The organism is Verrucosispora sp. WMMA2044 (assembly GCF_027497155.1).
Taxonomy (GTDB): Bacteria; Actinomycetota; Actinomycetes; order Mycobacteriales; family Micromonosporaceae; genus Micromonospora; species Micromonospora palythoicola.
The window spans coordinates 3,336,314-3,357,569 of record NZ_CP114913.1; the positions used below are offsets into that span (position 1 = coordinate 3,336,314).

The 21,256-nt window shown below is 70.7% G+C and carries 22 protein-coding genes; 11 read left to right on the plus strand and 11 right to left on the minus strand.

Annotation, left to right across the window (positions count from 1 at the left end; all coding sequences use genetic code 11):
* Nucleotides 1-43 precede the first annotated feature (43 nt).
* Nucleotides 44-3,577, minus strand: a complete 3,534-nt coding sequence (gene dnaE, locus O3597_RS15105; protein WP_281601529.1) for a DNA polymerase III subunit alpha — start codon at nt 3,575-3,577, stop codon at nt 44-46.
* 228 nt (nt 3,578-3,805) lie between these two features.
* Here dnaE and O3597_RS15110 point away from each other — a divergent pair, with 228 nt between their 5' ends.
* Together O3597_RS15110 and O3597_RS15115 are read left to right on the plus strand one after the other, a co-directional pair.
* Nucleotides 3,806-4,348, plus strand: a complete 543-nt coding sequence (locus O3597_RS15110) for an RNA polymerase sigma factor (protein ID WP_281601530.1) — start codon at nt 3,806-3,808, stop codon at nt 4,346-4,348.
* Nucleotides 4,338-4,913: a hypothetical protein gene (locus O3597_RS15115; protein ID WP_281601531.1), complete on the plus strand. Its 576-nt coding sequence runs from the start codon at nt 4,338-4,340 to the stop codon at nt 4,911-4,913. The genes O3597_RS15110 and O3597_RS15115 overlap by 11 nt, the downstream gene beginning before the upstream one ends.
* Here O3597_RS15115 and O3597_RS15120 read toward each other — a convergent pair.
* On the minus strand, nt 4,894-6,270 hold the full coding sequence (locus O3597_RS15120) for a serine/threonine-protein kinase (protein WP_281601532.1): 1,377 nt from the start codon (nt 6,268-6,270) through the stop codon (nt 4,894-4,896). The genes O3597_RS15115 and O3597_RS15120 overlap by 20 nt on opposite strands.
* 142 nt (nt 6,271-6,412) lie before the next feature.
* On the opposite strand from O3597_RS15120, the gene O3597_RS15125 reads away from it, so the two are divergent.
* The 9 genes from O3597_RS15125 to O3597_RS15165 all read left to right on the plus strand — a co-directional run bounded on the left by O3597_RS15125 (nt 6,413) and on the right by O3597_RS15165 (nt 15,484).
* Nucleotides 6,413-6,985, plus strand: a complete 573-nt coding sequence (locus tag O3597_RS15125; protein ID WP_164445217.1) for a hypothetical protein — start codon at nt 6,413-6,415, stop codon at nt 6,983-6,985.
* A gap of 136 nt (nt 6,986-7,121) precedes the next feature.
* Nucleotides 7,122-7,463 carry a PadR family transcriptional regulator gene (locus tag O3597_RS15130; protein WP_164445218.1) on the plus strand — a complete coding sequence of 114 codons (342 nt, stop codon included), beginning with the start codon at nt 7,122-7,124 and terminating at the stop codon, nt 7,461-7,463.
* Nucleotides 7,460-8,404: a permease prefix domain 1-containing protein gene (locus tag O3597_RS15135; protein WP_281601533.1), complete on the plus strand. Its 945-nt coding sequence runs from the start codon at nt 7,460-7,462 to the stop codon at nt 8,402-8,404. The genes O3597_RS15130 and O3597_RS15135 overlap by 4 nt, the downstream gene beginning before the upstream one ends.
* A gap of 71 nt (nt 8,405-8,475) precedes the next feature.
* Complete coding sequence (locus tag O3597_RS15140; RefSeq protein WP_216592533.1) at nt 8,476-9,072, plus strand: LemA family protein; 597 nt, start codon at nt 8,476-8,478, stop codon at nt 9,070-9,072.
* A gap of 10 nt (nt 9,073-9,082) precedes the next feature.
* Nucleotides 9,083-11,083 carry a M48 family metalloprotease gene (locus O3597_RS15145; RefSeq protein WP_281601534.1) on the plus strand — a complete coding sequence of 667 codons (2,001 nt, stop codon included), beginning with the start codon at nt 9,083-9,085 and terminating at the stop codon, nt 11,081-11,083.
* 383 nt (nt 11,084-11,466) lie between these two features.
* The gene (locus tag O3597_RS15150; protein ID WP_281601535.1) at nt 11,467-12,777 is read left to right on the plus strand and encodes a sensor histidine kinase; all 1,311 of its coding nucleotides are present in this window, start codon (nt 11,467-11,469) and stop codon (nt 12,775-12,777) included.
* Nucleotides 12,774-13,451, plus strand: coding sequence for a response regulator transcription factor (locus tag O3597_RS15155; protein ID WP_164445221.1), 678 nt, complete (start codon nt 12,774-12,776; stop codon nt 13,449-13,451). The genes O3597_RS15150 and O3597_RS15155 overlap by 4 nt, the downstream gene beginning before the upstream one ends.
* Before the next feature lie 81 nt (nt 13,452-13,532).
* Nucleotides 13,533-14,426 carry an ATP-binding cassette domain-containing protein gene (locus O3597_RS15160; protein WP_164445222.1) on the plus strand — a complete coding sequence of 298 codons (894 nt, stop codon included), beginning with the start codon at nt 13,533-13,535 and terminating at the stop codon, nt 14,424-14,426.
* Complete coding sequence (locus O3597_RS15165) at nt 14,423-15,484, plus strand: ABC transporter permease (protein ID WP_281601536.1); 1,062 nt, start codon at nt 14,423-14,425, stop codon at nt 15,482-15,484. Before O3597_RS15160 ends, O3597_RS15165 begins: the two co-directional genes overlap by 4 nt.
* Nucleotides 15,485-15,502: 18 nt before the next feature.
* Here the strand turns inward: O3597_RS15165 and O3597_RS15170 are convergent, their stop codons facing one another.
* From O3597_RS15170 to O3597_RS15210, 9 genes are all read right to left on the minus strand, one after another.
* Nucleotides 15,503-16,114 carry a DUF402 domain-containing protein gene (locus tag O3597_RS15170; protein ID WP_281601537.1) on the minus strand — a complete coding sequence of 204 codons (612 nt, stop codon included), beginning with the start codon at nt 16,112-16,114 and terminating at the stop codon, nt 15,503-15,505.
* Between the two features lie 16 nt (nt 16,115-16,130).
* Nucleotides 16,131-16,700: a hypothetical protein gene (locus O3597_RS15175; RefSeq protein ID WP_164445224.1), complete on the minus strand. Its 570-nt coding sequence runs from the start codon at nt 16,698-16,700 to the stop codon at nt 16,131-16,133.
* Between the two features lie 140 nt (nt 16,701-16,840).
* Nucleotides 16,841-17,929 carry an MFS transporter gene (locus O3597_RS15180; RefSeq protein ID WP_281601538.1) on the minus strand — a complete coding sequence of 363 codons (1,089 nt, stop codon included), beginning with the start codon at nt 17,927-17,929 and terminating at the stop codon, nt 16,841-16,843.
* Nucleotides 17,926-18,246 carry a hypothetical protein gene (locus tag O3597_RS15185; protein WP_281601539.1) on the minus strand — a complete coding sequence of 107 codons (321 nt, stop codon included), beginning with the start codon at nt 18,244-18,246 and terminating at the stop codon, nt 17,926-17,928. Before O3597_RS15185 ends, O3597_RS15180 begins: the two co-directional genes overlap by 4 nt.
* Nucleotides 18,247-18,305: 59 nt before the next feature.
* Nucleotides 18,306-18,701: a PIN domain-containing protein gene (locus O3597_RS15190; RefSeq protein WP_281601540.1), complete on the minus strand. Its 396-nt coding sequence runs from the start codon at nt 18,699-18,701 to the stop codon at nt 18,306-18,308.
* Complete coding sequence (locus O3597_RS15195) at nt 18,698-18,910, minus strand: type II toxin-antitoxin system VapB family antitoxin (RefSeq protein ID WP_281601541.1); 213 nt, start codon at nt 18,908-18,910, stop codon at nt 18,698-18,700. The genes O3597_RS15190 and O3597_RS15195 overlap by 4 nt, the downstream gene beginning before the upstream one ends.
* A 394-nt stretch (nt 18,911-19,304) precedes the next feature.
* The gene (locus O3597_RS15200; RefSeq protein ID WP_164445227.1) at nt 19,305-20,054 is read right to left on the minus strand and encodes a YebC/PmpR family DNA-binding transcriptional regulator; all 750 of its coding nucleotides are present in this window, start codon (nt 20,052-20,054) and stop codon (nt 19,305-19,307) included.
* Nucleotides 20,055-20,273: 219 nt separating this feature from the next.
* A complete protein-coding gene (locus O3597_RS15205) occupies nt 20,274-20,570 on the minus strand; it encodes a hypothetical protein (protein ID WP_164445228.1) in 297 nt (98 codons plus the stop codon).
* 7 nt (nt 20,571-20,577) lie between these two features.
* Nucleotides 20,578-21,219 carry an NAD(P)H-dependent oxidoreductase gene (locus O3597_RS15210; protein ID WP_281601542.1) on the minus strand — a complete coding sequence of 214 codons (642 nt, stop codon included), beginning with the start codon at nt 21,217-21,219 and terminating at the stop codon, nt 20,578-20,580.
* Nucleotides 21,220-21,256 lie beyond the last annotated feature (37 nt).

Consider the following 21,256-nt stretch of genomic DNA (forward strand, 5'->3'; position numbering starts at 1 on the left):
TGGCCCCCACCCCTTATCCCCCACCCGGAGGGGTACGGGGACGTCAGGTGACGTTGGCGGGGCCCAGGACGCTTTTCAGGTCGGCCATGAGGGCGGTGGTGGCGGCCACGCGGACCGGGCTCAGGCGCAGGGTGGTGGAGCGGGTGCCGTTGAGAAGTTTGACGTGCACCTCGGCGTCGCCGGGGTGCAGCACCAGGGTCTCCCTGAGGCGTTCCACGAGCGGTGGGGTGCAGCGGGTCACCGGGATGGTGAGGGTGACCGGCTTGTTCGTCGTGCTGGTGCTGACGTCCGGCAGGGACATGTCCATCGCCATGATGCGCGGGGTGTCGTCGCGCCGGTCGACCCGGCCCTTGACCACCACGATCGCGTCCTCGGCGATGTACTGCCCGATCACCTCGTAGGTGTTCGGGAAGAACAACGTCTCCACGCCGCCGGCCAGGTCCTCCAGGGTGGCCGAGGCCCACGCCCGCCCCTGCTTGGTGACCCGTCGCTGCACGCCGGAGAGGATGCCGGCGAGGGTGACCACCGCGCCGTCGGGCACGGTGCCCTCCTCCGACAGCGCAGCGATGGTGGTGTCGGCCGCCGCACCGAGGATGTGTTCCAACCCGAACAGGGGGTGGTCGGAGACGTACAGGCCGAGCATCTCGCGCTCGAAGGCGAGCTTGTCCCGCTTGTCCCACTCCCCCTCGGCGATGACCGGCATGACCGTGGTGTTCGTCGCCACCTCGGCGTCACCGAAGCCCGCGCCGAACAGGTCGTACTGCCCGACGGCCTCCTTGCGCTTGACGTCGGCGTACGCGTCGATGGCGTCGGCGTGCACGGCGAGCAGGCCCTTGCGGGGGTGCTTCAGCGAGTCGAACGCCCCCGCCTTGATCAAGGATTCGATGGTCTTCTTGTTGCAGACCACCGCGTCCACCTTGGACAGGAAGTCGTAGAAGTCGGCGTACTCGCCCTTCTCCTCGCGGCAGCGCATGATCGCGGCGACCACGTTCGCGCCGACGTTGCGGATCGCGCCGAGGCCGAAGCGGATCTCCCGGCCGACCGGGGTGAACGGGCCGGCCGAGGTGTTCACGTCCGGCGGCAGCACCTGGATGCCCATCCGCCGGCACTCCGACAGGTACATGGCCATCTTGTCCTTGTCGTCACCGACGGAGGTCAGCAGCGCCGCCATGTACTCGGCCGGGTAGTTGGCCTTCAGGTAGCCGGTCCAGTACGACACCAGCCCGTAGCCGGCCGTGTGCGCCTTGTTGAAGGCGTAGTCGGCGAACGGGACCAGGATGTCCCACAGGGTCTTGATGGCCTCGTCGGAGTAGCCGTTGCTCCTCATCCCGTCCCGGAACGGGATGAACTCCTTGTCGAGGACCTCCTTCTTCTTCTTGCCCATCGCCCGGCGCAGCAGGTCGGCCTTGCCGAGGCTGTACCCGGCGAGCACCTGGGCGGCGCGCTGCACCTGCTCCTGGTAGACGATCAGACCGTAGGTCGGGCCGAGGATCTCCTCCAGCGGCTCGGCCAGCTCCGGGTGGATCGGGGTGATCTCCTGGAGCCCGTTCTTGCGCAGCGCGTAGTTGGTGTGCGAGTTGGCACCCATCGGGCCGGGTCGGTAGAGCGCCAGGACGGCGGAGATGTCCTCGAAGTTGTCCGGCTTCATCAGCCGCAGCAGCGACCGCATCGGCCCGCCGTCGAGCTGGAACACGCCGAGGGTGTCGCCCCGGGCCAGCAACTCGTACGTCGGTTTGTCGTCCAACGGCAGTTTGAGCAGGTCGACCTTGAGTCCGTGGTTGAGCTCGATGTTCTTCAGCGCGTCGTCGATGATGGTCAGGTTGCGCAGGCCGAGGAAGTCCATCTTCAACAACCCGAGCGACTCACACGTCGGGTAGTCGAACTGGGTGATGATCGCCCCGTCGGCGTCCCGGCGCATCAGCGGGATGTGCTCGATGATCGGCTCGGCGGACATGATGACGCCGGCGGCGTGCACCCCGGTCTGCCGGATCAGCCCCTCGATGCCCTTGGCGGTGTCGATCACCTTGCGGACGTCCGGGTCGGACTCGTACAGCCCACGGATCTCGCCGGCCTCGGCGTAGCGCGGGTGCTTCGGGTCGAAGATGCCGGTGAGCGGGATGTCCTTGCCCATCACCGCCGGTGGCATCGCCTTGGTGATCCGGTCGCCGACCGCGTACGGGTAGCCGAGCACCCGGGCCGAGTCCTTGATCGCGGCCTTCGCCTTGATCGTGCCGAAGGTGGCGATCTGGGCGACCTTGTCCTCGCCCCACTTGTCGGTGACGTACTTGATGACCTCACCGCGCCGACGCTCGTCGAAGTCGATGTCGACATCCGGCATGGAGACCCGCTCGGGGTTGAGGAACCGCTCGAAGATCAGCCCGTGCGGGATCGGGTCCAGGTCGGTGATGCCCAGGGCGTACGCGACCAGGGATCCGGCTGCGGAACCACGGCCCGGACCGACGGCGATGCCCTGCGCCTTGGCCCACTGGATGAAGTCGGCCACCACGAGGAAGTACGACGGGAAGCCCATCTGGATGATGACGCCCAACTCGTACTCGGCCTGCACGACGTGCCCCTCGGGGATGCCCTCCGGGTACCGGCGGGCCAGGCCGGCGAAGGTCTCCTTGCGGAACCAGGACTCCTCGGTCTCCCCCTCGGGCACCGGGAAGCGCGGCATCAGGTTGTGGAACTCGAACATCCCGGTCGGGTCGACCCGCTCCGCCACCAGCAGCGTGTTGCGGCAGCCCTCCAGCCAGGCGTCGGAGTGGTCCACGCCGCGCATCTCGTCGGCGGACTTGATGTAGTAGCCGCTGCCGCCGAACTTGAACCGGTTCGGGTCGGCCACGTTGCTGCCGGTCTGTACGCACAGCAGCACGTCGTGCGCCTCGGACTGCGCCTCGTGGGTGTAGTGCGAGTCGTTGGTGACCACCGGCGGGATGTTCAGCTTGCGGCCGATCTCCAGCAGCCCGTCGCGGACCCGCTTCTCGATGTCCAGGCCGTGGTCCATCAGCTCCAGGAAGTAGTTCTCCCTACCGAAGATCTCCTGGTACTTCGCGGCGGCTTCGAGGGCCTGCGCATCGTGGCCGAGCCGCAGCCGGGTCTGCACCTCACCAGAGGGGCAGCCGGTGGTGGCCATCAGTCCGTCGGCGTACTCGGCGAGCAGCTCGGCGTCCATCCGGGGCCACTTGACGAAGTAGCCCTCGGTGTAGGAGCGCGAGGTCAGCGCGAACAGGTTGTGCAGGCCGGTCTTGTTGCGCGCCCAGATGGTCTTGTGGGTGTAGCCACCGCTGCCGGAGACGTCGTCGCTCTTCTGCTCCGGCCGGCCCCACCGCACCCGCGACTTGTGGAACCGTGACTCCGGCGCCACGTACGCCTCGATGCCCAGGATCGGGGTCACCTCGGCGGCCATCGCCTGCTTGTAGAAGTCGTTCGCGCCGTGCATGTTGCCGTGGTCGGTCATCGCCACCGCCGGCATCCCCTGCCGCTTGACCTCGGCGAACAGGTCCTTGAGCCGGGCCGCCCCGTCGAGCATCGAGTACTCCGTGTGCACGTGCAGATGCGCGAACGAATCGCCCATGCGGAGGCCCCCCGGTTCGGATGATCGAGTCGGTCGGCGCTAACCCTAACCCCGCTGTCGCCGGTCGCTCCAGCGCGCCGCGCGCGGCGCTCGCCGGTCCGCTCGACCCGCCTCGGCGGCGGCACCGACGCCCGTGCCGTGTCGGCTGGTGGACTCGGGGCCGGACACGGCGGTCGCGGCGGCGTAGCCTGAACGCCACCGCAACACCGGCGAGCACGGGACGGCGCGATGACCCTCGCGGACGGGATCGACGACCTTGCCGCAGCCGCGGCGCGCGGCGACCCGGCGGCCCTGGACGCGCTGCTGGCGGCGGTTCGTCCGGAGGTGCTGCGGCTGTGTGGTCGGCTGCTGCCCAACCGGGAGGACGCGGAGGAGGCCTGCCAGGACGCGCTGCTCGCGGTGGCGCACGGCATCCACCGGTTCGAGGGCCGCTCGTCGTTTCACACCTGGCTGTACCGGCTGACCGCCAACCGGGCCCGCTCGACCTACCGGGCGCTGCGCCGACGGTGGCTGATGGAGACCGCCGGGGCCCCGCTGCCGGACCGGCCCGACCCGCGCCGCACCAGCGTGGTCGCCGGTACCCGACTCGATCTGCTGGAGGCCCTCGACGCGGTCCGACCGGACCTGGCCGAGGCGCTGACCCTGCGGGACGTGCTCGACCTCGACTATCGCGAGATCGCCGAGTTGCTCGACATCCCCGTGGGCACGGTCAAGTCCCGCATCCACGAGGCCCGCCGGCAGGTCCGGCAGCGGCTCACCGGTGCCGGCTGACCAGGCCGGCCCGCGCCGCCTGGCGGCGCTGGCCCTGGCCGTCGGGATCGTCGCGGGTGCCGCCGGTTGCGCCGCCGAGCCGGTCGCGCCGCTGCCGGTACGCCCACCCGCGCCCACCACCGCAGCACCGCAGTCTGCCCCGTCGCCAGCGCCGCCCTTCGCGTCGACGGCCCGGCCGAGCGGAACACCTGTCGGCGCCCCACCGGCGGTCGGGACGGTGCCGACCGCGCGGTCGACTCCGGCGCCCCGGCCGCCCACCCCGCGACGGAGCACCCGCGCCCCGACACCCGCCACCAGCATGTCCGAGTCCTGCCTCGGCGCGGTCCGGTACGAGTTGCCCCTGTCCGGCCCCGGGCCGTTGCCGTCGTCGCTCTGCTTCGCCACCGGCGGGGTGCTGCGCCTGCGGGACATCGGCCCGGGTGAGGTCACGGTGGACCGCGAGGACCTGGTGGACAGCAACTACGAGGCCGGTGTGGTCGATCTCCGGTTCCTCCGGACCGGCACCGTGGACGTGTTCATTCCCCGGGAGGCGGGCACCCACGTGCTCACGGTGGTGGTGCGATGACCGGCTGTCGTACCCGTACCCCGTCGAGCAACGCGTCCACGAACTCGTCGCCGGCACCGGGCGGGGGCACGACCTGGGCGTAGAGCAGGCCGGTGGGCGCCCGGGCGGCGGCCTCCACCAGCACCGGGCGCTCGTGTGGGCAGTCGAAGCGGGCGACCACCCAGTCCAGGCCGCCCAGCCGCACCCGTCGGGGCGAGGTGGGTGTGCAGTCGGCGTGGGGCTGCTCGGCGACGAAGGTGGCCGGATCGCCGCGGCGGGCGGCGGCCTCCGACAGTCCGAGGAAGGCGCCCGGCACGCGCGGGTCGACGGCCCACCGGCGCGGCTCCGGCGAGATCACCATCGCGGGTTCGAGGCGGCCGGACGGGTCGTACCGCCCGGCCCAGCCGGTGCCGGCCGCCCGCCAGCCGGCCGGCAGCACGACGGACAGCGGACCACTTCTCGCCGTACCGCTGGGCGTCGCCGAGTCCGCCGAGACTGTGCCGGCCGCCGCCACCAGGATCACCGTCAGCGCGACCGCACGCAGCCACCGTGTCGGTGCGGCAGCTACCGGGGCGTCGGCGCCGCGGGTACCGGGCGCGGGAGCCGGCCACTGTCCGGTGCTCGGGGCGGTCGGATCCCGGGTTTGCCGCGCCGCCGCCAGCAGGGCCGCGCGGAACGCCTCGGCGTCCAGGTACCTGTCGTCCGGGCGGGTGGCGGTGGCTCGCCGGAGAACCGCCGCCACGGGCTGCGGCACCGGCTGTGCGAGCAGTCGCCGGCCGAGTCGGCCGAGGGCGTACACGTCGGCGCGCTCGTCGACGACCGCGAGCGGGTCGTCCTGCTCGGGTGCCATGTAACCCGGCGTGCCGGCGCGCATGGTGAGCCCGGAGGCGACGGCGAGCGCCTTGGCCAGACCCAGGTCGGCGATGACCACTCGTTCACCGTCGGCGGTCGAGCGGAACAGGATGTTGCCGGGTGTCAGGTCACGATGCACCACTCGGTGCCGGTGCAGCACCGCCACCCCGGCGGCGATCTCGGCGAGCAGGTTCAGGGCGGTCGCCACGGGAAGGGGCCCGGCGGCGAGCCGCTCCCGGAGGCTGCCCCCGTCAGCCCAGTCGAGCACCGTGTAGGGCCGTCCGTCCGTCAGTTCCCCCACCACGCGTACCCGGACCAGCCGGTCGTCCTCCATCCGGCGTAGCAGCCGGGCCTCGTCCAGGAAGCGTTCCCGGACGCGAACGTCGTGGTGCCAGTTCTCCGCCAGCACCTTGATCGCCACCCGGATCTCCAGCCTCGGGTCGTACGCCAGCCAGACGGTCGCGAACGAGCCCACCCCGAGCAGGCGCTCCACCCGGTACGCCCCGATCCGCCCCGGCACCCCCACCCGCCCCACCCCACCCTCTCCCGCAACCCTCCCCCTCCCCCGTCCCCGCAGCAACCACCCCGGCGGATGGGGACGGGGCGAACCGCAGGGGTGGCTGGGGAGACGAAGAGAGTAGGAACTCGATGCCGAGGAGGCGATTTCTGTGCACCGTTTCGCGTATGTCGCAGTCGCGACCGTTCTTGGCCTCGCCGGGGCAGCTCCGGCGCAGGCCGCACCACTGCCGCGTTCGGCTCCCTCGGTGGTGGTGGGCGCGCAGCCGCCGGTCACCACCGACACCGGTGTGTTGAGCGTGCGGGGCGCCGGGCCGTACCGGATCGGTGCCGGTCTCGACCGGCTCACCGCCGCCGGAATGATCGACTGGTCCGTCGCCACCTGCGACGGCGTGGTCCGGGCTGGTGCGACCGGCGCCTGGGCGGGCGTGATCCTGTTGGCCTTCCGGCACGGCCGGCTGGTCGAGGTGACCACCGCCACCGTCCCGCCCTACTCCCCCGCCGGTGCGGGAGTCGGCATGACCTTCGCCGACCTGGAGACGATCTACGGCCCGCGCGGCGGCCTGATCAGCAACGACGCGGGCACCGCAACGGCGTACCTGGTGCGGGTGGGCGCGCGGGTGGAACTGTTCACCGGGCATCCGATCCGGTCCGGCGTGGGCGCCTTCCAGGTCGGTCCGGCGTCCTTCGTGGAACGTGGCTTCCGGCAGGGCGGCACCTGCTGAGGCGGCCTACGGAGGGACGGGGAGACGACGCGGGGCGTCCGGTCATCCGGGCGCCCCGCGTCGTCGGGCACGGGACGGGCCAGTTACATCGTTGCGTGCTAGACAATGGTGTGTGTCGCACAGTATCGTGTGACGCATGGTCAGCGATGACGTGTTACGGACCCACCTACAGGAACTACGTCGGGGCACCGTGGTGGTGGCCAGCCTGGTCGCGCTGCGCCGACCCGACTACGGCTACGCACTGCTGCAACGACTCACCGGACACGGCTTCCCGGTCGACGCGAACACCCTCTATCCCCTGCTGCGACGGCTGGAGGAGCAGGGGCTGCTGACCAGCGAGTGGAACACCGAGGAGAGCCGGCCTCGGAAGTTCTACCGCACCAGCGACTCCGGCAAGCAGGTGCTGGAACGCCTGCTCGACGACCTCGCCGCCGTACAGACCTCCCTGCGCACCCTGATCGAAGGAGCCCCCGAATGACCTCGCTGACCGACCGCTACCTGGCTGCCACCCTGCGCTCGGTGCCCACCGGGCGACGCGAGGAGATCGCCACCGAACTGCGCGCCTCCATCGGCGACATGATCGACGGCCGGACCGCCGAAGGGCTCGACGCCGCGACGGCCGAACGCGCCGTCCTCACCGAGCTGGGCAACCCCGCCCAACTGGCCGCCCGATACTCCGACCGCCGTCTGCAGCTCATCGGGCCGGCGTACTACCTGGCCTGGCAGCGGCTGCTGATCGTGCTGCTCAGCACCATTCCCGCCATCGTCGGGGTGCTGATCGGCGTACTCCAGGCCACCGTCGCCGACAACCCGGCCGGTGCGATCGGCGAGGGCATCGTCGCGGCGTTCAACGTCGCGGTGCAGATCGCCTTCTGGGTGACCCTGGTCTTCGCGCTGCTGGAACGCCTCGGCACCCCGCTGAACCTGCCCGAGTGGAGCGTCGACCAACTACCCGAGCTGCCCACCGAACGGGGCGTCACGCTCACCGACGTGTGCACCTCGATCGTGTTCCTCGGCCTGTTCATCGCCTTCCTGCCGTGGCAGCACTTCCAGTCGGTGGTCGGGCCCGACGGCGAGCGCCTGCCGATCCTCGATCCGGCGCTGTGGACGTTCTGGCTGCCGCTGCTGATCGTCGTCCTGCTCGCCAGCATCGCCCTGGAGATCGGCAAGTACCGTGCCCGCCGGTGGACCTGGCCGCTGGTCGTCGGCAACGCCGTGCTGAGCCTGGCGTTCGCGGTGCCGGCGATCTGGCTGCTGCTCGACGACCGGCTGCTCAACCCGGAGTTCGTCACCCGCTTCGCCTGGCTGCGCGACGGCGGTCTCGACACGGTCGCCCGGATCAGCATCGTGGTGATCGTCGCGATCACCCTGCTGGACATCGCCGACAGCGTGGTCAAGGCGCGTCGGTACGCGCGCTGAGCAGGAGCGGGCCTGGACCGACGAACGTACGATGATCAGCGGAAGTACCGACTCACACCGAGGGAGCGGCCGTGGAACTGATCATCGGACTGGTGTGCCTGTTGTTGATCGTCGTGGCGGTGCTCGGCTTCGGCGTGTCGATCTACAACGGGCTGGTCCGGGCCCGCAACGCGTACCGCAACGCCTTCGCCCAGATCGACGTGCAACTCGTCCGGCGACACGACCTGATCCCCAACCTGGTCGAGACCGCCAAGGGCTACCTCAAGCACGAACGGGAGACCTTGGAGGCGGTGATCAACGCCCGCAACGCCGCCGTCAACGCGCAGGCCACCGCCGCCGCGGCTCCCGGTGACCCGGCGGCGATGCAGCAGCTCAGCGGCGCGGAGAACGCGCTCACCGCCACCCTGGGTCGGCTGTTCGCGCTCTCCGAGGCGTACCCGGACCTGAAGGCCAACCAGAACATGATGCAACTGTCGGAGGAGCTGACCTCGACGGAGAACCGGGTCGCGTTCGCCCGGCAGGCGTACAACGACGCGGTGATGGCCTACAACAACAAGCGCGAGGTGTTCCCCTCCAGCGTGGTGGCGGGGATGTTCTCGTTCGGCCCGGCGGAGCTGTTCCAGCCGGACGACCCGCAGCAGCGCCAGGCGCCGCAGGTCTCGTTCTGATCGGGCCGCGATGAACTTCTTCGAGCGACAACGGCAGGTGCGTCGGCTGTCGACCCGGCTGGTGCTGCTGTTCGTGCTGGCCGTGGTCGGGATCGTGGTGGTGGTGAACGTCGCGGCGTTGGTCGCCTTCAACGCCACCACCGCCGATCCCGGCCAGCTCGCCGGGTTCATCGCCATGGTCACCGTCGCCACCCTCGCCGCGATCGGGCTGGCCGCCCTGGTCCGTACGCTCGCGTTGCGCGGCGGCGGCGGGAAGGTGGCCCGCGAGCTGGGCGGGGTACCGGTGCCGGCGAACACCACCGACCCCGAGCTGCGCCGGCTGCGCAACGTCGTCGAGGAGATGGCGCTGGCCTCCGGCGTACCCGTCCCCGAGGTCTACGTGCTGCCGGAGGAGACGGCGATCAACGCCTTCGCCGCGGGATGGACCCCGTCCGACGCCGCCGTCGCCGTCACCCGGGGCGCGTTGCAGCGACTCAACCGGGACGAACTCCAGGGGGTGATCGCCCACGAGTTCAGTCACGTGGTCAACGGCGACATGCGGCTCAACATCCGGTTGATGGGCCTGCTGTTCGGCATCCTCTTCCTGACCGTGATCGGCCGCGGGCTGGCCCGCGCCGGAGTCATCGGCGGCGGCCGGTCGCGCGGCAACAACAGCGGCGGCAGCGCCGCCCCGCTGGCGCTGGTGGGCCTGGCCCTGCTGGTGGCCGGCTACGTCGGCGTGCTCGCCGGGCGGCTCATCCAGGCGTCGGTCTCCCGGCAGCGGGAGTACCTGGCCGACGCCTCCGCGGTGCAGTACACCCGCCAGACCCGGGGCATCGCCGGGGCGCTGAAGAAGATCGGGGGTCTCAGCGACGGCTCCGAGCTGAAGTCGCCGAAGCGCGACGAGGTGGGGCACATGCTCTTCGGCGAGGCGGCCCGCACCTCGTGGTTCGCCACCCATCCCCCGCTCGCCGACCGGATCAGGGCACTGGAGCCGTCGTTCGATCCGGCCGAGCTGCAACAACTGTCACGGCGATGGGCGGCGGCGGCGCCGTCCGGCCGTCAGGAGGATGTGGCGATGGGTCTGGCCCCGGCCGCACCAGGCCAGCCGGGCGCACCAGGCCGGCCCGCTGCGGCGGGGCGGGAGACGTCGGGCCGGGCGCGGCAGGCTCAGCCCGGGCCACCCGGGCGCGGCGAGCGGATCCGCGTCGCGCCGGAAGAGGTGCTGGGCCGGGTGGCCGCGCCGACCGAGAGCGCCTACACCCACGCCGCAGCCATCCTCGACCGGATCCCGGATCCACTGCTCGACCGGGCCCGCGACCGGGAGGCGGCCGTACCGCTGTTGCTCGGCCTGCTGCTCAGCGCCGAGCCGGAGGTCCGGCAGCACCAGTACGCCGCGGTGGCCCAGCGGCACGGCCAGCACCTGGCCGACGCTGCCCTGCGCGCGGCGGACGACCTGGTCGAACTCCCCGCCGAGCTGCGGTTGCCGCTGGCCGAGCTGGCCTTCCCGGCGCTACGCGACCGGCCCGACCCCGAGGTGGAGTCACTGCTGGCGGCCGTGTTCACGTTGATCCAGGCGGACGGCGCGATCAACGTGACCGAGTACTGCCTGTCCCGGCTGTTGCTGGCCGAGTTGGAGGAGTCGCTACGGCCGGACTCGCGCTGGCGTACCGACCGGCGCAAGCTCACCGACACGCGCTCGGCGGCGGCCACCCTGCTGGCCATCCTCGCGCAGGTCGGGCACCCTGACCGAGGCGAGGCGGAACGGGCCTACCAGGCCGGCGTGGGCACGCTGCTGCCGGGCACCAACCTGCCGTACGCGCCGCCGGAAAACGGCGTGCTCGCCCTGGAGACCGCCTGGCCGGTGCTCGACGGGTTGCGTCCCGGCGACAAGGAACGGTTGGTGGCGGCCACCGTTGCGGTGATCAGCCACGACGGGATGATGACCGTGCCCGAGATCGAGTTGCTGCGGACGATCTGCGGCCTGCTGCACTGTCCGCTGCCGCCGATGGTCGGCGACGTCACCGGCTGACCATCGCCCCGCCCGGTCGCACGGCCCGGTCCGCCGGTGCTCTCTGCCCTCGGTGAGCCCACACGAGGACCGACACACACAGTGATTGTCACTACGAGTCACGGCAACGCGGACGACCTCTATCCCACCTCGCACGCTTTGCTCTGCTTCAACCCACGCACTGGCGCCTGAGCAGGGGCGCTGCAACGGTCCACGGCCGCGCATGTCGCATCCCTCGATACTTTCCGTGAACATTGCGTCCGTTGAAGCAGAGCAAAGGGAGGCCAGGGGTATTGGTTGGGGGAGGTCGGGAGGCACTGTCCGTGAGGATCGGTGGACGGACGGACGGCCTGATCTCACCCGACGCGAATGGCGATCGGCGGGGGGATGGCATGCTGCCCAGGGTGACCACCGAGACCGCCGAGACCAGCGACGAGTGGCGCCGGGCCGAGACCGGTGACGACTGGCGACGGCCGGGGCCGACGCCGGAGCAGCGACGGCTGGACCTGTTCGCCGGTCTGGCCGCGACGGCTCTCGCCCTGCTCAGCCTGACGTTGGCCCGCAGCACCGGGGCATTCTTGCTGGGCCCACCGCCGTCCGGTGTCGAGCAGCTCTTCTGGACCGTCGCCGTGCCGCTGCCGTTGATCTGGCGACGTCGCTTCCCCGTCGCCGCCACGCTGGCCGTGTCGGCCGCGTTCATCGGTTCGCAGGTGCGGGCCGTCCCCGAGTGGCAGCTCTCCGCCTGGGCGCTGTTCATCGCCATCTACACGCTGGGCGCCTGGGGCCGGGACCGTCGATTGTCCCGCCGACTGCGGATCGGCGTGATCGTCGCGATGTTCACCTGGATGGGGATCGCCTTGTCGATCAACTACCGGACGCTCACCGCGGAGTCCTTCGACGACGCGGTCGGCCCGGTGCCGCCGGTGCTCGCCGCGATCGTCACCGGCATCCTGGTCAACGCGCTGTACTTCGGGTTCGCGTACTTCTTCGGCGAGACCGCCTGGGTGGCCGCTCGTCGTGAACACCAGGTGGCCGAGCAGGCGGAGCGGTTGCGCCGGTCGCAGGCCGAGGTACGCGAGCACGCCGTGGTCGGCGAACGGGTACGGATCGCCCGTGAGCTGCACGACGTGGTCGCCCACCACGTGTCGGTGATGGGCGTGCAGGCGGCGGCCTGCCGCCGGGTCTTCGACAAGGATCCGGCGAAGGCCCGCGACGCCCTCGCCGCCATCGAGGAGACCGCCCGTCAGGCGGTCGACGAGTTGCGCCGGATGCTCGGCGTACTGCGGGCCCGCGACGGCGACCCGGAGAACGCGCGGCAGCCGGCCGGGATCGACCGGATAGCCGCCCTGGTGGATCGGGCCGGCGAGGCCGGGCTACGCGCCACCCTGGGGGTGTACGGCGATCCGCAGTCGCTGCCCGAATCAGTCTCCCAGGCGGCGTTCCGGGTGGTGCAGGAGGCGGTGACGAACGTGTTGAAGCACGCCACCGGAGCGAGTCTGCTCGACGTCCGGGTCCGCTATCTGGCACAGGAGATGGAGGTCGAGGTGAGTGACGACGGTCGGGGCAGCCGCTCGGCGAACGCCGACGGGATGGGACTGATCGGGATGCGGGAACGGGTCGCGACCCACGGCGGTGAGTTGGAGGTGGGTCCGCGTACCGGGGGTGGCTGGCGGGTGCGGGTCCGTTTCCCACTGCCGGCAGGGAGTTCGACGTGAGCCCGATCCGCGTGCTCCTCGCCGACGACCACCACCTGGTGCGTACCGGCTTCCGGGTGATCCTGGAGATCGAGGACGACATCGAGGTGGTCGGCGAGGCCGCCGACGGGGAGCGGGCCGTCGGCATGACCCGGGCGCTGCGCCCGGACGTGGTGCTGATGGACGTGGAGATGCCCGGGATGGACGGGCTGGAGGCCACCCGGCGGATCAGCACCGACGACGAGCCGGGCGGGCCAGCCGTGCTGATGCTGACCACGTTCGACCGCGACGACTACCTCTTCGCCGCGCTGCGCGCCGGGGCGAGCGGCTTCCTGCTCAAGAACGGCACACCGGAGGCCCTGGTCGACGCGATCCGGGTGGTGGCCCGTGGCGACGGGCTGCTCGCGCCGGAACTCACCCGGCGGGTGATCGCCACCTTCGCCCGCCCCGGCGACAGACCCGGTGGTGACGTCGGTTCGGAGGCGGCGCTGGACAGCCTGACCCCTCGGGAACGGGAGGTCCTGGTGCTTGTCGCCGGGGGCGCCAGCAACGCCGAGATCGCCGCCGACCTGCACCTGGGCGAGGCGACGGTGAAGTCACACGTCAGCCGGGTGCTGGCCAAGCTGGGTCTGCGCGACCGGGTGCAGGCGGTGGTCTTCGCGTACGAGCACGGGGTGGTGCGGCCCGGCGGGTGAGCGGCCTCCACCGGGAGAGGGAGTCGTGATCTCCGTCGGCGGGCGGACGGCAGCCGGCCACCGACGACCTAGCGTTGCCCCATGACCAGCGTGCTCCGTCTCGACGGCGTCGACCGCAGCTTCGGCGACCGTCAGGTACTCAAGGACGTCTCGTTCGACGTGGTCGCCGGCCGGATGACCGGCTTCGTCGGCGGCAACGGTGCCGGCAAGACCACCACCATGCGGATCATCCTCGGCGTGCTCGCCGCCGACGCCGGCCAGGTGACGTGGCGGGGTGAACCGCTGAGCCGGGACGCGCGGCGGCGCTTCGGCTACATGCCCGAGGAACGCGGCCTGTACCCGAAGATGAGCGTCCGGGAGCAGGTCACCTACCTCGGTCAGCTGCACGGGTTGACCGCCGACGCCGCCCGCCGCGCCACCGACGGGCTGTTGGAGCGGGTTGGTCTCGCCGAGCGGGGCAACGACCTGCTGGAGACGCTGTCCCTGGGCAACCAGCAACGCGCGCAGATCGCCGCCGCACTGGTGCACGACCCGGAGGTGCTGGTGCTGGACGAGCCCTTCTCCGGCCTCGACCCGCTGGCCGTGGACACGGTCGTCGGCGTGCTGCGGGAACGGGCCACCGCCGGTGCCCCGGTCCTCTTCTCCAGCCACCAGCTCGACGTGGTCGAGCGGCTTTGCGACGACCTGGTGATCATCGCGGACGGCTCGATCCGGGCCGCCGGCAGCCGGGAGCAGTTGCGTTCGGCGTACACCACGCCCCGCTTCGAGCTGGTGGTGGAGACCGACGCCGGCTGGCTGCGCGACCACCCCGGGGTGAGCCTGGTGGACCTCGACGGCGCACGAGCCGTGTTCGACCTGGCCGCCGGCACCGACGAACAGCCGGTGCTGCGCGCCGCCCTCGAGCGCGGCCCGGTCCGCGCGTTCCGCCCGGTCACCCCCTCCCTCGCCGAGATCTTCCGAGAGGTCGCCAAGTGAACGTCATGCAGGCCACCCGCCTGGTCGCCGCCCGGGAGATCCGGGTCAAACTGCGCGACCGTACCTTCCTGATCAGCACCGTCGTCTTCCTGCTGATCGCCGCGGCGGCGACGATCCTGCCGCCGCTGCTGTCCGGCGGGCCGTCCACCGTGGCGGTGACCGAGGCGGCGGCGGGCCCGTTGCGGGCGGCCGGGCTGGAGGTGCTCGCCGTACCCGACGACGCCGCCGCCGAGCAGGCGGTCCGCGACGGCGACGCGGACGCCGCCGTGGTCGCCGGCCCGGCCGTGCTCGCCATGGACGACGCCCCCGACGACGTGATCTCCGCGTTGAGCACCGAACCCCCGGTCCGGCTGCTGAACCCGGACGCGGTGGACCCGGTGGTGGCCTTCCTGGTGCCGTTCGCGTTCGCCTTCATCTTCTTCATCACCTCGCAGACCTTCGGGGTGCAGATCGCGCAGAGCATCATCGAGGAGAAGCAGACCCGGATCGTGGAGATCCTCGTCGCCGCGGTGCCGGTCCGCGCCCTGCTGGCCGGGAAGATGCTCGCCGGTACGATCCTCGCGCTCGGGCAGATCGCCCTGGTGGCCGTGGTCGCGGTGGCCGGCATGACGTTCGGTGACAACACCACGCTGCTGTCGCTGCTCGGGCCGGCGATCGGCTGGTTCGTGCCGTTCTTCCTGCTCGGCTTCGTGCTGATCGCGTCGATGTGGGCGGCGGCCGGCGCGCTGGTGAACCGGCTGGAGGACATCGGTGGTGTGTCGATGCCGGTACAGCTCGCGGTGATGCTGCCGTTCTTCGCGGTGATCTTCCTCAACGACAACGTCACCGCCATGCGGGTGCTGTCCTACCTGCCGTTCTCCGCACCGACGGCGATGCCGCTGCGGTTGTTCACCGGGGACGCCGCCGGATGGGAGCTGGTCGTCTCGCTGGCCCTGCTGCTGGTCGCGGCGGCCGGATTCCTGCTCGCGGGAGCCCGGGTCTACGAGGGTTCGCTGCTGCGCACCAACGGCCGCACTTCGATCCGCACCGCCTGGCACGAACGCGAAACGCTCGGCTGAGCCGGCCGCTGCGGACGCTCAGCGGTGCGGTGGGATCGCGGCCCAGTTGGTGGGGAGGTGCGGGACTGGCCAGGCGGGGTCGGGTTGCCAGGTCGACCAGGACTCGTCCCACCAGCGCTCACCGGCGTCGAGCAGGGCGGCGATCCGGTCGCCCTCGGCGCGGATCGCCTCACCCTGGCCCGGGTAGCGCCCCTCCACCAGCCGCTGGGCGAACATCTCCACGTCCTTGAAGACGTACCGGTCGGCGTCCGCCGCCCACCACAGGTCCAGCTCGTGGTCGAGGGTGTCCACCCCGATCGGCGTACGCCGGAACGGGTCCTGGAGGTTGAAGTACCAGCCGGCGAAGGTGCGCTGCGGGCCGGACCAGAACACGTCGACCGAGTGCGCCTCGCCGGGCCGTTGCAGCATCAGCTTGCCGTGTCCGGTCCAGGCGGTGTGGCCGGCGAGCTGCCAAGGGTGCCGGCCGCACGGAAACTCGCCCGACTCGGGGAAACCGAACTCGGCACCGGTCGCGAGCAGGTCGGGTGAGTCCTCGACGCAGATCGTCGGGCAGCCGAACCACACCTCACCGCGCAGGATCTCCCGCCGTACCAGCACGTCACCCGGCGCGAACCGGCCAGCCGTCGTCACGCTCGCAGATGCCGCCCTACTTCTTGCCGACAAGCTTCTGGGTGATCGGCCGCCCGGCCTCGCTGGCGAGCCGCAGGATCACCGCGCCGACCGGATCCTGCTCCCCGTCCTTGAGCCCGACATCCGTGGAGTTGACCCGCATCGGCGCCTGGCCGGTCGGCTTCATCACGTACGCCGCGGTCTTGCCGGCGAACAGGGTGCCACCACCGAAGACCTGGACCTCCACCTCGGCCATCTCGGCCCAGGTGGCGGCCCGGGCGTTGCCGTTATGGACGTACACCATCCCGCCAGGGTAGAGGTAGCCTGCCTCGAAGCCCCTCACCAACACGACGACGAACCAGCCGACAGCGCAGATGCCGAGCGCCAATGACGGGATCGCCAACCAGATCAGCGGCCGCCAGGAGGACGCGAGCGCGAAGAGGGCGACCGACACCAGGACCGCCACCGCGCCGACGGCGACGATCGTGAGCGCGGACCTGATGGGATTTCCGCTGCTGCGCTTGTCGATCAATGTACCGAGCCCGCGTTCCGCGGCCAGGCTGGCCACCTTTTCCGGTACTTCCTGCCGCTCGTCGACACTGCTCATGCCCGCCCCGTTTCGGTCGTCGAAAATCAGCGGCGAGCATATCCATGGTGGACAGTTGCTGCTGCCCCGTGTTGCGCGGCGGGCGGGAGCCGACGAGTGGCCGGGTGTGGCGTCCGGCTACCGGCGAGCGCCACCGGACGTCAGTTCTCGGGCAGAGTGCGCATCGTGCGCAGCGGGGAGAAGACGACCCAGAGCACGCCGAGCAGGGCGCCGAGGCTGGCGATCCAGAGGGCGGGCCGGACCCCGATTGCCGCGCCGAGCGTTCCGCCGAGCACGGCACCGATCGGCCGGATGCCGTAGTTGACGGTGCGGCGGAAACCGGAGACCACGGCGAGCATCGCCACCGGGGTGGCCGCGATCTGCACCGATCCGACGGCGATGTCGAGGATCATGACGCCCAGCGCGGCGACGAACTCGGCGGCGAACAGCAGCGCGAGCACCAGCGGCTGCGGCCCCGTGGCCAGCGGCACGAGGACCATGGGGGCCGGGAAGGCGACGAAACCGAGGAGCACCGCGGGGCCGATGCCGATCCGGCGACTGATCGCGCCGGTGACCGCCGCGCCGAGCAGTCCACCGACCGCGCCGGCCCCGATGATCAGGCCGAGCAGGCCCGGGGAGACACCCAGTTCGGTGGTCACGTACAGCACGAACAACGCGGCGAACATGTAGTTGAACAGGTTGAGCGTGGTGGTGCCGAGCAACGTCGCCCGCAGGACCGCCGAGCGGGCCACGTACCGCACTCCGGCGGCCATCCCTCGGCCGGAGCCCTTCGGTACGGGATTCTCGGTGACCTGCGTCCGGGCCAGGAAGACCGCCGAGATCAGGTAGGTGAGCACCCCGGAGAGGAGCGCGAACGGAGCGGTGAGCACCTGCACCAGCACCCCGCCGATGCTCGGGCCGGCCACGTGCGACATGGCCCTGCTGCCGTTGACCAGACTGTTGGCGTCCACGTAGTCCGCCCGTCGGACCAGGGCGGCGAACAGGCTGCTGTGCGCCACCTCGAAGAACACCGAGAGGATCCCGATCAGGAAGGCCACCACACAGAGCAGCGGCAGGTTCAACGCGTCCACCCACCACAGCAGCGGCACGGCGAGCATGGTGATCTGGTCGCCGAAGAGCGAGACGGTCTGCGCGGACCAGTAGCGTCGGAAGGCCGGCTGCCGCAGCAGCCGTGGGACGCGCGGCCGGCGCGGCGAGGCCGGGTCGGCCAGGGTGAGGGGTCCGGTCACGATTCGTCCCGGCTCGTCGTCTCGTGCGGAGGTACGCCGCCGCGCGGTAGCGCCATCTGGACGAACGTCACCGGGCGGGAGCCGGGTGGGCGCTTCGCCGGGTCGGCGATCCGTTCGTCGTACCGGGCCAGCAGCGCGTCGATCTGTCCCGTGATCTCACCCAGCTCAGCGGCGGTGACATGCAGCAACGCGTCGCCGAAGCCGGCGGCGGCCCGCCACTCGGCGGGCTCGTCGGCGCGGATCGCCAGGTAGTCCTGCGCCCGTTGCAGGTAGAGGGCGACCATCACGCTGTTGATCTGATCCGTGGCCTCCCGCATCACCGGATCGTCGGGATCGTCGTCCCAGGAACGGACCGCAGCCTCATCGCCCGTCGCGGTCAGGTGATCCGCTCTTGGTTCAGTTGCGGCACAAGCCGGGCTGCGGTCTCGAAGTCGGCATCCTGGTGAAGAACCACCAGTTTCAGGCGAATGGCGGTGGCGATCACGAGATGATCCGCCACGGAGAGTCCCTGATGGGCGCTCTGGCTGGCGAGTTCCTGCCGTACCGCTCGCACGACCTGCCAAGCATCATCTGGCACCGGAACCCACGGATAGACATCGCGGAGTCCGCGCTCGACCCGGTCGTACGCCTTGGCGTCCGCGATTGTCAGAGTCTCCACAAGCACCGGGTCGCAGATGGCGATCAGTCCGCGAGCCGCCAGGTCGGGCCACTGCGGGGCGACCTGGCGACGAACCATGCGGACCAGGGCGCTCGTGTCGGCCAGATACTTCACCGGTCGAGTTCGTCAAGCTGATCGAAGTGGAAACCGCCCTCGTCGGCGACCTGCTGAAGGTCTGCCAGCGCCCGCTGTCGCCGGTCACGGCTTGACTCCACCGCTTGCCGCAGAGCCTCCGTCACCGTCTCCTTCTTCGTCGCGGTGCCGAGAGCAGCGGTCGCTTCCGCAAGCAGATCATCATCCAGATCCAGCAAAGTCTTCGCCATTAGATACACCTCCCGGATAACAATATATCCGGGAGGTGCGTATATCTAGGCGATCGGCCAGCCGACGGTGACCCTGGCCTCGCCGCTGAGGTCTGTCATCCAGCACGGCTCGGAGCCTGACCCCGGCCGCGGTTCGCCCAGGGTACAGCTCGCAACAGAAGGCCCCCGAGCAGGAGCAGTGCGGCGGCGAAGACGACTTCCCGGTCGAGCGCCTTGGTGGCAAGGCCCAGCAGAAGGACGAGTGCTCCCACCGCGGCACCCGACGTTCCGATGCCGCTGACGATCTGTCCAGACCTGCGGTTCACCACGGCAGTCTAGTCGCCGTCAGTCGATCAGCCGAGCCCGCCAGAGGCGCGGTTCAGGCGGTCGACGAGCGCTGCCCACAACCCACGGCTCAGCCGACGGCGGCCATGACCTCGTCGGAGACATCGAAGTTCGCGTAGACGTTCTGCACGTCGTCGCTGTCCTCCAGGACGTCGATCAGCTTGAAGATCTTGCGCGCGCCCTCCTCGTCCAGCGGCACGGTGACGCTGGGGATCAGGGAGGACTCGGCCGACTCGTACTCGATGCCGGCGTCCTGCAGTGCGGTCCGCACGGCGAGCAGGTCGCCCGGCTCGGAGATCACCTCGAACGCCTCGTCCAGGTCGTTGACCTCCTCGGCGCCCGCGTCGAGGACGGCCAGCATCACGTCGTCCTCGGTGGTGCCGGCCTTGGGCACGATCACCACGCCCTTGCGGGAGAACATGTACGACACCGAGCCGGCGTCGGCGAAGGAGCCGCCGTTGCGGGTCAGCGCGGTGCGTACCTCGGTGGCGGCGCGGTTGCGGTTGTCGGTCAGGCACTCGATCAGCAGCGCGACGCCGTTCGGGCCGTACCCCTCGTACATGATCGTCTGGTAGTCGGCGCCGCCGGCCTCCAGGCCGGAGCCGCGCTTGACGGCCCGGTCGATGTTGTCGTTGGGGACCGAGTTCTTCTTGGCCTTCTGGATCGCGTCGAAGAGGGTCGGGTTGCCGGCCGGATCACCGCCACCGGTACGCGCCGCGACCTCCACGTTCTTGATCAGCTTGGCGAACATCTTGCCGCGCTTGGCGTCGATGACCGCCTTCTTGTGCTTGGTCGTCGCCCACTTTGAGTGGCCGGACATCAGTTACCTCCGTTGCTACCCGCCGTCTGCATCGACCGCACCGAGCGCCCCGCTCCGCACCGGCGCACACGGTGGTGCCGGTCAGCTCTGGTGGAAGCAGTGGCGGCCAGATGGCCCTGCCGAATCTCGACAATCCTACCGACGTGCGGCGGGTGGTCGTCACCCGCCGCACGTCAGCCGTCGGCCCGCTCTCCCCCGATCTCCACAAAGCGGACGAAGTCACTCCCCCATGCCGTACGACCCCAGCACGGTGAACTCGGTCGTGCTGCGCTGCTCGCAGCGTTCTTCAAGCCCGGCCCGGAAGCGGCCGAACGACTCCAGCGACGGCAGTGGTCCGGGCAGGTCCGGGCCGATGACGACGTCGACGAAGCTGAGCCCGTCGTCGAGCCGCAGGGTCAGATAGCGGAACCCGGGCGGGCGCAGTCGGGTCAGATCCCGGTGCACCGCGTCGAGCAGGGTCAGGTGCTCGTCGAGGCGGTCCGAGCGGACGCGGTACGTGATCAGAAGCGTCTCCATGGTCAGATCACCGGCCACCAGCCGGGACCGCGTCCCGCCCCGCAGTCCGGACCGAGGCGAGGAGTTCGGCGAGCATTGCCGTGATCATCTCCGCTCGGCCGTCGCGGGGCGCGATCCGACCTTCGGCGGTCGGATCGGACCGGTCCTCGCCGGACCAGTCGAAGTCGGTGAACAACTCCAGCTCCACGTGGTTCGGTAGGACCGCCATGCCCACCTCGGCGAGAATGGGCCGTAGGTGCTCGGCGGCCCGCCCACCCCCGCGTACGCCGTAGGTGAGCACACCGGCCGGCTTGCCCCGCCACTCGGCGTCCAGGTAGTCGATGGCGTTCTTGAGGACGGCCGGGATCGAGCTGTTGTACTCCGGGGTGACGAAGACGAACGCGTCGCAGGCCGCTGCGACCGTCGACCAGCGGCGGGTGTGCTCGTGACGGTAGTCGCCGAACCTCGCCGGCACCGGTTCGTCGAGCATCGGCAGCCGCTGCTCGGCGAGATCGACAAGTTCGACGTCGACCTCCCCCGCTCGCACCGCCGGATGCCGGGCCGTCGTCTCGGCCACCCATCCCGCCACCGTCGAGCCACGTCGCCCCGGGCGACTGCTGCCGACGACCAGGCCCACCTTCATCGGTCCGTGCTGTCGTGTGCTGTTCATGAGCCGATCCCACCGCCGTCGGAAGCGCTCGGGGAGA